Origin of the sequence: Paraflavitalea sp. CAU 1676 (assembly GCF_029223285.1) — a bacterium.
Taxonomy (GTDB): Bacteria; Bacteroidota; Bacteroidia; order Chitinophagales; family Chitinophagaceae; genus Paraflavitalea.
Map to the genome: position 1 here is coordinate 405,950 of NZ_JARHUJ010000004.1, position 12,725 is coordinate 418,674.

The 12,725-nt window shown below is 51.4% G+C and carries 5 protein-coding genes; 4 read left to right on the forward strand and 1 reads right to left on the reverse strand.

Going from position 1 to position 12,725, the window contains the following annotated elements; genetic code table 11:
• Positions 1–52 precede the first annotated feature (52 nt).
• The 4 genes from P2H89_RS14605 (at position 53) to P2H89_RS14620 (ending at position 11,518) form a co-directional block, all read left to right on the forward strand.
• Positions 53–2,479, forward strand: coding sequence for a gliding motility-associated C-terminal domain-containing protein (locus P2H89_RS14605; RefSeq protein WP_275828017.1), 2,427 nt, complete (start codon positions 53–55; stop codon positions 2,477–2,479).
• A gap of 21 nt (positions 2,480–2,500) precedes the next feature.
• Positions 2,501–5,089 carry a PA14 domain-containing protein gene (locus P2H89_RS14610; RefSeq protein ID WP_275828019.1) on the forward strand — a complete coding sequence of 863 codons (2,589 nt, stop codon included), beginning with the start codon at positions 2,501–2,503 and terminating at the stop codon, positions 5,087–5,089.
• Positions 5,090–5,430: 341 nt separating this feature from the next.
• The gene (locus tag P2H89_RS14615) at positions 5,431–9,741 is read left to right on the forward strand and encodes a PA14 domain-containing protein (RefSeq protein WP_275828021.1); all 4,311 of its coding nucleotides are present in this window, start codon (positions 5,431–5,433) and stop codon (positions 9,739–9,741) included.
• 172 nt (positions 9,742–9,913) lie between these two features.
• The gene (locus P2H89_RS14620) at positions 9,914–11,518 is read left to right on the forward strand and encodes a glycoside hydrolase family 76 protein (RefSeq protein WP_275828023.1); all 1,605 of its coding nucleotides are present in this window, start codon (positions 9,914–9,916) and stop codon (positions 11,516–11,518) included.
• Here the strand turns inward: P2H89_RS14620 and P2H89_RS14625 are convergent, their stop codons facing one another.
• Positions 11,519–12,709: an acetate kinase gene (locus P2H89_RS14625; RefSeq protein ID WP_275828025.1), complete on the reverse strand. Its 1,191-nt coding sequence runs from the start codon at positions 12,707–12,709 to the stop codon at positions 11,519–11,521.
• Positions 12,710–12,725: the final 16 nt, after the last annotated feature.

Consider the following 12,725-nt stretch of genomic DNA (forward strand, 5'->3'; position numbering starts at 1 on the left):
CGCGCAAACTTCAACATTCGGCATATGTAAAGACAACCACGAATATCATATCATGAAAGCATGCCTGCTTTTAGGCGTCCTGATCGGGTGCTTTGCAGGAACCGCCCGGTCGCAGCAGGAGATCAACAATTGGTTTTTTGGGTATAATGGAGGAGTGAACTTCAGCGCTGGCGCGCCTGCGGTGATCCCGGGCAGCCTGCGCAGTTGGGAAGGATGTTCATCGATCAGTGACAGGAACGGTAACCTGCTCTTTTATTCTGATGGCATTACGGTCTGGGACCGTAATCACCAGGTGATGGCCAATGGCGTCAACCTGAATGGAGATACATTGTCTACCCAATCCGTATTGATCACAGCGCATCCGGGCGATCCCAACTTGTATTACGTGTTTACGGTAGCCAAAGAAGCTGAGCCAGAAGGCCTGCAGTATTCGATCGTAGATATGACATTGAATGGCGGTCTTGGTGATGTAGTGGCCGCACAAAAGAATATACCGTTGCTTACGCCGGTATGTGAAAAGATCACTGCCGTCAAGCACAGCAACGCAAACGATATATGGGTGATCACCCATAAATTCGGATCGGATGAGTTTTATGTGTATGCGATCAATTGTGCGGGTCTTAATACTACCCCCATTGTTACACCAACAGGACGTATTGCCGATAAGATCACCAACAGCATTGGCTACCTCAAAGCATCGCCCGATGGATCCACGCTTGCCATGGCCGGTTTTACATCGGTAGTAGAAGTATTCAATTTTGATGCAACATCGGGAGTGGTGAGCTATCCGCGCGAGATTACCGGTAATCCTAACATGATCACCGGACCTTATGGTGTGGAGTTTTCGCCCAATTCAAAATTGTTGTATGTTTCTGAATCGTACAACAACAACGGGTCCGGCGACTTCTTTGTTTACCAGTATAAAATTGAAACCCCCAATATTGTAGACTCCCGCGTGAAGATCGATTCGGGTTATGGTAATGCCGCAGGCGCCTTGCAGCTGGGGCCCGACGATCGCATATACATCGCTTATGATCACCAGCCTTTCCTCGGGGTTGTTTCCAATCCCGATGTAGAAGGCAAGGCATGTGGCCACGTGCGGCAATATGTGCCCTTGCCCGGCGTGGTGATCAGTGGAGTAGGGCTGCCTGCAGCAGTGGCAGGTTACAAAAGAACTTTATTGCCCGGTGATACTACGTTGTGTGAAGGAGAAAAGGTAGTTGCGCGGGTGAAGCTGCCCGGCACTACCTTTCTTTGGCAGGATGGTACCGTGCTCGACTCGATGGTGATGAATGCCCCAGGACTGTATTGGGTAGAGATCACTCACAATAATTGTAAATACAGAGACTCGATCACCGTGATCTGGAAACCCAGGCCAGTAGTATACCTGGGTAAGGACTCATCCCTTTGTTCCGATAAGTTTCCTTTGTTATTGCAAACGGCAATACCGGGTGCCACGTATGCCTGGCAGGATGGCTCAATCGCCAATAGCTATAGTGTAACTGGCCAGGGCCTGTATTGGCTGGAAGCTACACTGAATGGTTGTAACGCAAGAGATAGCTTACTCGTAACATCGCGGGCAGTCACCACCTTCAGTCTTGGTAGGGATACGGCAATCTGCGAGGGAGCGCAACTGGTGAGCCTGATCCAGACCAAATTCCCTACTTATAACTGGAATAACGGCAACCACACCAATACCATTACAATAAAAGATAGCGGTCTCTATTGGTGCGAGGCCATCAATCTCGAAGGCTGTGCCTGGCGCGACAGTATTCATGTCGCTGTGAACGCGCTGCCGGTATTCAGTTTAGGCAAAGACTCCATTCTTTGCGAAGGCAATACCTGGCTGCTCGATGTTGCGCAGGTTGGCGATCAGTTCCTCTGGCAGGACGGATCAAGCCAGCCACGATACCAGGTGCGGAAAACAGGGCAATATCATGTAGCGATAACCAGGCAGGGCTGCAAATGGGCTGATACCGTATCAGCAATCTATCGCATTAACCCACGCCTTGACCTGGGGCCAGATCAATATTTATGTTCCGGACGGCCATTGGTGCTGGATCCGGATATTTCCATGCCCTATAAATGGCAAAACGGGAGCACCCAGCCATCCTATACAGTTACCGAACCCGGAACCTACTCTATATCGATCACCACCGAATGCGGAACCTTTTCAGATGAAATCAAAGTGCTCAAGGGATCCTGCAAAGTAGCGATACCCAATGCGTTTACACCCGGAAAATCGCAGAACAGCAGTTTCCGGGTTTTAAATGCGGGCGGGCTAAAAGGGTTTAGTTTACGCATTTTCAATCGCTGGGGACAGCAGTTATATTACTCCTCCGACCCGCTGATGGGCTGGAACGGGTGCCTCGGAGGCGCTCAGCAGCCTGCTGGAACCTATGTGTATATGGTCGGTTATGTTGATGATGATTCAGGAAAGCCCGTATCCCAAAGAGGCGTGTTGACACTAATTCGATGAAAGTATAATCAACCCATTGTTATGCAAGTTAACAGGCGTCATTTTCTGCGCAATGCATTCGTTACGGCGGCATGTTTATTCCTGATCCCAGGGGTTGGGGCCCGGAAAAGGGACAGGCGCTTCGGAGCCGTTGGTTGTTCACCAGGACCCGAAGCGGATAATGACTCCCTGCGCGGAGTCACAGCTACAGTACACAGTGCACAGTCGGGCAGGTGGTCCGACGCAGCCACCTGGGGAGGCAAACAACCCGGCGCTACCGACACGCCACGCATAGAAGCCGGACATATTATTATATATGATGTCGCCAGCACTACCGTGGCCGGCCTCAACATATCGGAAGGCGGGACCCTCATCTTTGAGGCATCTAAATCGGTTTTGTTGCAGAGTACCGGCAATGTAGTGGTGGAGGGAATGTTGAACATGGAGCCGGCGTCGGCCAATATATATCACACTCTCCGGTTTACCGGCATCGATGAAACCCGCTTTGTGGGTGGTGGCATGAACGTGCAACCAAACGATGTCGGCATATGGGTGATGGGCACCGGTCAGGTGAACCTCGTGGGGACAGCAAAAACAGCCTGGACAAAGGCCACCGGTTCCATAGCGGCCGGCGCAACGGCCATCTCCCTGGAGAAAAATACAGCCTGGAAGCCGGGCGATCTGATCTGTATCACCCCCACCGAATCCCCGGCGGTGGGAACTCCTTTTACCACCGGTTTCGATGAAAGGACCATCAAAAGCGTCAACGGTAATACCATCACCCTTGAAACAGGCACAGCAAGGCCCCATCCGATGGTCAATAACCAATGGACGGCCGAGGTGATCAACCTCAGCCGCAATGTAGCGATAGGCGGAACTGAAAAGGGCAGGGCTCACTTATTCATCCGTTCAGCCAAACCCCAAACCATAAAATACATTACCCTGCAGCATGTTGGCCCTCGCAGAGACCGCAAAGGCACGCCGGCAGAGGAATTGGTGGCCGGACGCTATGGTATGCATTTCCATTTTTCAGGCGATGGTAGCCGCGGTTCCATGATCGAAGGCAATGTGATCATGGATGCCGGCAATCACAGCTACGTACCGCACGTATCTCACGGTATTACCTTCGTTGATAATATCGCTTACCGTATCCTGGAAACTGCTTTCTGGTGGGATCCCGGCGATCCTACACACGATTGCATCTACGACCACAACATCGTGGCGAATTGCCAGTTCGTGCAGGGGGCGCTCAACATGAACGGGGAAGATGCCCCTAGCTTCTCATCCAGTGGCTTTGCCCTCAATACCGGCGATAGTAATATCTGTCGCAATAATGTCGTAGTAGGCGGCGGCCAGGGCGATTTTGCCGATGGAGGCGCTTTTAATTGGGAGGCCAATCTGAATGAAGGGATCTGGGAGTTCCATGATAACCTCGCCCACAACAATGATAATGGCCTGCGGGTGTGGCAAAACTCTACCCGCAACCACATCATCCGCGATTTTACGGCTTATCACAATGGCGTCGGCATCTTCCATGGCGCTTATGCCAATAGCTATACCTATACAGGAGGCATCCTGTATGGAAGTCCTATGATCATTAAGGCTGCATCTTCCAACTCCAACCGCGTGCGTGTGGAGAATATCACCATCGATGGGGCCGGTATCATCAACAATGGAGTAGAAGTGATCCATAGCCCGCTCAAAGGAACCGTGCCGGTGTTCCTGCGCAACGTGACGATCCGGAACTGTAAGCAGGCCGCACTCCTCGACTCGGCAGCTCCCGAAGTACATTCAACCGATCTGGTGCAGTGCACCATCGACGGAGCGATCCTGTTGCATCCGGAAGCGGCTGATGGTGAAACCATCCGTGTTCAACCGGCATCGGGCCAGCCTTACCAGATCACTAAAGCCGGGAAAACTAACATAGCGGCCTTTTCGGCTACCACCTGGGGCACCGGCCAGGGATTGAAGGCCGAATACTTTAATCAGAACGATCTGTCGAAGCCGGCGCTTACACGCATCGACTCCAATGTGAGTTTCTCGGAATGGAGCGCAGGCGTGCATTTTAAGATTACAGGGAAAGCGTATTCGGTGCGCTGGACCGGTCAGATACAGGCCCAGTTCAGTGAAGAGCATGTATTCCATCTTGGCTCCGGCGGCGGTCATCGCCTTTGGGTCGATGACAGGCTGATACTCGACGGATGGCAGGAGCACTATCCAGATGTGTACAGGTCATCGTCCATCGCGCTGAAAGCCGGACAACGATACAATATCAGGTTGGAGTTTTTCAATACCGACGATAATACAGGCATGGGATTGTTTTGGAGTTGCCCGGGATTGCCCATTGAATATGTGCCCCAAACGCAATTGTATGCAGAGGCGGTAACGCCGCCCCCACAACCGCCAACAGTATCGGAGCCGGTAGTGGTAGCGCAGGTGATACGCAATTACATTGAAGTACATAGCCCTGATAATTCAAACTATCATTTATACGATGCAATGGGGCGACTGTTGAAGCATGGAAGCCTCACACCGGGCACCAATTTCATCTACGTCACCGCCATTAGCAGTGGTTCATTATTCCTTAAACTGAGCCGCATCAGCAAAGCTTATAAGCTGATCAAGATATAAACGTTCAACACTTCTTCCTATTGCTGCAACAATAACAAGAATGGCACGGGGCCCTGCGCTCCGTGCCATTCTTGTTTTAGCACCTGCCTCATAGCGGCCACGCACGTACATTTCAGCCCTCTCTATTGATTTAATTTTCTTTCAATTGTAACTGATTCTTAGTGTTTCAATTGAAGCAAACGCAGTGCTGTATTGACATTCGTCAAATCAGCCAGGCATTGCTTTGCATGTCAAACAAAGTCTTTTACAGATAGTGATTGTTGATTAATAAGGCATTTCAGGCATTATAGTTGTTTAAACATCGCGACTGATTTCTTAAGAGAAACCACAAAAATACCTTTATGAAAAACACCAGAAGACGCTTTCTGCAAAGCGTATCTTTGACTGCTACCGGTATGGCCCTGCTGCCCTCTCCGGTTGGTGCCAATAAAAAAATAGCCCGACGAACTTCAGACATCTCCTGCGCTCCGCAACAAGAATTTTCCCTTACAGGAACTGTGAGTAGTGTTAAGACAGGCAAATGGTCCGACCCCACAACATGGGGTGGTAAAGTGCCAGCTGCCGGCGACACTCCATTGATCGCTGCCGGTCACACAGTAACATTCGACGTTGCACAGGCAACAGTTGCGGGTTTGAATGTAAACAGTGGCGGCGTCCTCGCATTTGATGCCAATCAATCCACTACATTACTGACCACCGCCAACGTCGTTATCCAGGGGCGCCTTCAGATGCGCCCATCTTCGGTTAGTGTAATACAAGCTATACGCTTTACAGCTATTGATGAAACTAGATTTGTAGGTGGCGGCATGGATGTGCTCGCTACCGACATCGGCATCTGGGTAATGGGAGCGGGCGTCCTCGAATTGATCGGTACACCCAAAACATCCTGGACCAGGTCTACAGGGGCCATCGCTTCAGGTTCTACCACGGTTACCGTGGAAGGTGCCGGCGGCTGGCAGGTAGGCGATGAGATCAGCATCACGCCTACAGAAGCTCCTACAGTAGGGGCAGCCTTCTCTTCGGGCTTCGAAGAGCGTACCATCAAAGCTATATCGGGCAATACAATTACACTTAGCAGTGGCGCTACCCGTCCGCACCCCATGGTGAATGGTATGTGGGCAGCCGAGGTTGTCAACCTTACCCGCAACGTGATCATCGAAGGCACTGCCAACGGTAAAGGTCATATCTTCATCCGCTCTACCCAGCCCCAGACACTCAAACACATTACGATTCGTAATTTCGGAGCCCGTAGAGATCGTGGCGGTTCATCGGCCAAGGAACTCGTAGCCGGCCGGTATAGCCTGCACTTCCATCACTGTATGGACGGGGCCCGCGGCTCACTCGTGGAAGGTTGTGTAGTACGCGACGGCGGTAACCACAGCTATGTACCCCACGTATCCCATGGTATCAAATTCATCGACAACGTTGCATATAATGTACTGGAAACCGCCTTCTGGTGGGATCCGGGCGATCCAACCCACGATGTGATCTACGATCATAATATCGTAGCACTCGCCCGCTGGGTATCGGGTTCACTGAACATGAACGCCGAAGATGCACCAACCTTCTCATCATCGGGCTTTGGCCTCAATACCGGCGACGGCAACGTTTGTAAGAACAACGTAGTAGTGGCCGGCGGACAGGGCGACCATGCCGATGGCGGCGCTTACAACTGGGAAGCCGTGATCAATGAAGGAGTTTGGATATTCACCGGCAACATGGCTCACAACAGTGATTGCGGATTACGGGTTTGGCAAAACTCCACCCGTAACCACGTAGTAGAAGATTTTATCTGCTACCACAACCAATGGGGTATGTTCCATGGCGCCTACGCCAATAGCTATACGTATACCGGTGGATACTTCTACGGCAACGGTATCGAAGTAAAAGCAGCATCCGTAAACACTAACCGCGTACGACTCGAGAATATCACTATCGATGGTGCTGGTATAGTAGATTACGGTGTTCAGGTAATCCATAGCCCCCTGCCCGGCGATAAGCCCGTATTCATGCGCAACCTGACCATCCGCAACTGTAAGGTAGCGGCTGTGTTCGATTCTGCAGCCCCCGAAGTACACTCTACAGATCTGGTACAATGTACCATCAGTGGCGCCCTCACGGTCGCGTCTGGTGCAGCAGATGGTGAAACCATCCGCGTGCAGCCTAAATCGGGACAATCTTACCAGATCACGAAAAGCGGTACATCGAATATTGCTCCATTTGCACCGTCCGTATGGGGAACAGGAAAGGGCTTGAAAGGTGAATACTTCAACAGTAACAACTTCACCAATCCTGCCATGACGCGTATCGACTCCAACGTGAGCTTTACCGAATGGAGCGCAGGCGTACACTATGCCATTACCGGCAGCACTTACTCGGCTCGCTGGACAGGCAAGATCATGCCTCAATACTCAGAAGCATTCACCTTTTATCTCGGTTCGGGTGGCGGACATCGCCTCTGGATCGATAACAAAATAATCATCGACAGTTGGGTTGAACATTACCCTGATCAGTTTAAGTCAGTACCTGTTACATTGGTAGCAGGCCAGTTGTACGATCTCAAACTCGAGTACTTCAACAATGATGGCGGCACCGGCATGGGATTGCTGTGGAGTAGCCCAAGTCTGCCCATTGAATATGTACCGCAAAGCCAGTTATTTGCTGAGGCAATTATTGTACAGCCCAATAAGGGGCCGGTAGCCAATGCAGGAGCCGATATCGTGCTCAACCTGCCTACGAGCAGTACGAATCTGAATGGCTCGGCATCCTACGATCCTGATGGAACCATATCGGCTTATCAGTGGACCAAACTTTCAGGTCCCGCGCAGTTCACCATTGCCAGCCCCAAAACAGCTACTTCAGCGTTGACGGGCCTGGCCGCCGGCACCTACGTGTTCCGCCTGCAGGTAACTGACAATAAAGGAGCCACCAATGAAGACGATGTTACGGTAACAGTCAATGCAGCCGCCAATACGGCGCCTGTGGCGAATGCAGGAACAGATATCGTGCTCATGCTTCCTACCAACAGCACTACGTTGAATGGTACGGCATCGAAAGACACAGACGGCAGCATAGCTACTTATCTGTGGACAAAAGTGAGCGGTCCCACACAGTTTACCATCACCAACCCTTCATCGGCAACTACGGCATTGACCAGCCTGGCTGCGGGTTCATATGTGTTCCGCCTCAAGGTAACCGACGATAAAGGTGCCTCTCATGAGGATGATGTAACCGTAACGGTAAACGCAGCCGGCAACCAATCGCCGGTAGCCAACGCGGGAACCGATATCGTGATCACCCTGCCCACCAGCAGCACCACGCTGAATGGTTCGGCTTCCAAAGATCCTGATGGTAACCTGGTAGCTTACGCATGGACCAAAATATCGGGCCCCACACAGTTCACCATTGCTAGCCCTGCTGCTGTAACCACAGCCCTCAATAACCTGGTAGCCGGTGTGTATGTGTTCCGCCTCAAAGTAACCGACGACAAAGGAGGTATCCACGAGGATGATGTAACCGTAACGGTAAATGCTGCCGGCAACCAAACGCCGTTGGCCAACGCAGGCGCCGATATCGTGATCACCCTGCCCACCAGCAGCACCACGTTGAATGGTACGCTATCCAAAGATCCCGACGGTAGCCTGGTAACATACGCCTGGAGCAAAATATCGGGCCCCACACAGTTTACCATTGCCAGTCCTGCTGCGGTAACCACGGCACTCACCAACCTGGTAGCCGGTGTATATGTGTTCCGTCTTAAGGTAACCGACAATAAGGGTGCTACACACGAAGATGATGTAACTGTAACGGTAAATGCAGCCGGTAACCAATCGCCGGTGGCCAACGCAGGACCCGATGTAGTGATCATGCTGCCAGCCAACAGCACTACGCTCAATGGTTCGGCTTCTAAAGATCCCGATGGCTCCATCACGGCCTACGCCTGGACCAAAATATCAGGTCCTTCACAGTTTACCATTGCCAGCCCGTCTGCCGCAACAACAGCGCTCAATAACCTGGTAGCAGGTACCTATGTGTTCCGCCTTAAAGTAACCGACAACAAGGGCGCTACACACGAAGATGATGTGACTGTAACGGTAAACGCGGCCGGTAACCAGCCTCCTGTAGCCAATGCAGGATCTGATATTGTGATCAGCCTGCCCGTGAACGTAACGGTACTGAACGGATCGGCATCTAAAGATCCCGACGGCAGCATCGTATCCTATACCTGGACCAAGGTAAGCGGCCCATCAGCCTTCGCGATCAACAATCCGAACGCAGTATCACCAGTTATCTCCAGCCTGGCGGTAGGGGTCTATGTACTCCGCCTGCAGGTGAAAGACAACGCAGGAGCCACTGCCGAAGATGATGTAACGGTAACGGTGAAGGCGCAGCCTACCGAAGGAGGCACCAGCCTCGTGGTCAAGGTAGCACCCAATCCATCTACCACCACCTTTACTATACAGATCACTACCAATGTCAATTATCCGATCACCGTTGGCTTCTACAACGCTTCCGGCGTATTGGTCGACAAAGTGGTAAGGACTGGACTCAGCACTACCATCAGTATCGGTACCAGCTGGCCAAAGGGTACTTATTATGTAGTGGTTGAACAGGGAAGTGTGAGAAGGTTGGTAACACTGCTGAAAATGTAAGGCAGTCTAAATATTCGTTCGATCTTCCTGCTATAGTTTAAAGCTCCGCAAATGCGGAGCTTTTTTTGTGCGCACAATAACGGCAACAGGAACTACCATCGTCATTAAGTAGCTGCTCTCTTTTCCTACCCTTGCCATAGCACTTTTTAATTACCAATAAATCAACCTAACGATGCACAAGCCACTGCTAAAGAGAAGGCACAGCCTTATCCTGTTAAGATTCAGTATCATAGCGGCCGTACTGGCCGGTTGCAACAAACCGCAACTCAAAGAAGAGGAAGCGCCCGCAGCCTCCGATCAGGAAACGCAAACGCTCGCTACGATCGCCAACCCCCTGGCCGATCAATCTTTCTCAGCGCTGAATAACGCGTTCCTGTATACATCCGGTAACACACAGTATTATAAAGAAGCGCTTAATAACGCGCAGGACGATTATTTCTGGCGGCAGGCGCTCGAAATACAAATGGTGGAAGATGTATACCTACGCACCAAGAATCCTGCCCATAGAACGTTAATCACGAACCTGTTGAATACATTTTTGCAAAATGAACAAGGCTCCGGCGGCTTGTACGACTGGAACTGGAACGAGTACAACGACGACCTGCTCTGGGCAGGTATAGCCTTTGCCCGCGGGTATCACATAACAGGCAATACAACATTTTTAAACCAGGCAAAATATGCCTTCAATCGGGTGTATGACCGTGGTTGGGACAATGCCCTCGGCGGTGGCATCTGGTGGGATATTCGGAAGAACGAAAAGTCTGGCCTCAGTAATAACCCTGCGGTTGTGCTGGCGCTTTATATATATGAAGCGAGCGGCGAAACGGTATACATGACGAAAGCGACTGCGATATACGATTGGATATGGGCCACCCTCTACAATCAAAGCACGGGAGCTGTGTATGAACATATCAAGGCAAATGGCACCAAGGCCATGGATGCCAATGCTTATAATGTAGGAGCATTTGTCAGCGCCGCTACTGCCCTGCATCGCCTCACCGGCCGTTCATCGGTCTATGATGATGCAAAACGGTCGGTCGATTACATCGTGCTTACCCAAACCAACAACGGCATCATGACCAACGGACAACGCGATGGAACCTGGCAGTCGGAATTCGCAAGGGGTATCGGCGAATTTGTAAGAGATAACAATATGTGGGGCACCTACTGGGACTGGATGCGGAGGAATGCTAATGCAGCCTGGAGCAGGCGCCGTACCGACCTCAATATATCCTGGAACAATTGGACAAACAATATGCCGGTCGACAATGTAGCCCGCAGCCTCGAATGTATTGGCACTGTGGTGATGCTCAATGTAACGCCTGTAGCGCTGCCAGGTTTTTCCAGCGGTGCAACTTTCCGTATAACACCAAAGATCAATGAAGCCAGCGCCCTCGATGTGGTCGCTGCAGGAACAGCCAATCTTACCAAAACGGATATCTGGGGGTATTACAACGCTGCACACCAAAGATGGACGCTTACATCACAAGGCCGCGGTTATTACCGTATTACGCCAACACATGCCACAGGCATGGCGCTTGATGTAAATGGCGCCAGTACGGCCAACAACGCAGATGCCCAGATCTATACCTGGAACAATGGAGGCACCTCGCAATTGTGGAAGCTGGTGTATGATTACGATGGATACTATAAGCTGAAACCCAAGTGCGCGCCCTTGAATAGTCTCAATGTTGCGGGAAATAATCCTGCTAATGGCACCCGTTGCTTAATGTGGAAGGAAAGCAATGGCGACAATGAACGATGGTTGTTGCAATAATTAAAGCGTCATACACTGCCGGGCGATCTCCAGTTCTTCATTCGTGGGTATCACCAGGATCTTCACGGGCCTGCTGCCGCTATGAATGGCACGCAGGCCCGTGTTGGGCAGTGCATTCAGTACAGGATCGATCTCGATACCGAGGGCTGTGAGACCGCTGCAAACCAGCGACCGCATATTGTTGTCATGTTCTCCCACACCGGCCGTGAAGATCAGCGCATCCACTCCATTAAGAGCCGCCACATAGGCGCCAATGTATTTTTTAATGCGATAAGCATACAAGTTGCGTGCTAGTTGCGCATCCGCATGGCCGGATTCGGCAGCCTTTTCCACATCCCGCATATCGCTATGGCCCGATAGGCCCAGCAGTCCTGATTGTTTATTCAGCAGGTTGTCGACATACTCCACGCTGAAGCCATGGTGCATCATGAGGTGTAGGATCGTTGCCGGATCGATATCTCCGCTGCGTGTACCCATTACCAGTCCGCTCACCGGACTAAACCCCATGCTGGTATCTACGGGCCGGTTCCCGTCAACCGCTGCCGCACTGCAGCCATTGCCAAGGTGTAAGCTGATCAGTTTAGCCTCCGGTTGCTGCAAATGTTTTACGGCCTCTTCAGTTACATATTTGTGGCTGATACCATGAAACCCGTACACCCTTATTTTGTCCTGTTTAAAGTACGAGTGGGGAATGGCATAATGAGCGGCCTCAGGGGGCATCGTATGATAAAAGGCAGTATCAAATACAGCTACTTGCTTCGCGTCAGGAAAGAAAGCACTGGCCACTTCAATACAGCGGTAACTGGCCGGGTTGTGTAAGGGGGCAAAAGGAAACAACAGTTTGATCTGTTCTTTAACGGCGGGGGTGATGTGAACAGGTGCATCGAAGTGATCGCCGCCATGCACCACGCGGTGGCCTACCATTTCTATTTCGGCGGGATTGGCGATCATACCGTGAGCGGCATTGTTGACCAGCAAAATGATCTCGCGCATCGCGGAAGCATGGTCGCCCATAGCCACAGGGTGTTCGATCTTTTTTTCCTGCTCATCATTAAAGATGTTGCAGTGGACAAAAGAACCATCCTCGCCGATCCTTTCGGCATTGCCGGCACACAATAGTTGTTCTGCTGGCATAAGGTAAAGCCGGAATTTAAGCGAACTGCTGCCGGCATTGACGACCAAAACTTTCATGGCGTTGGTATTCCAG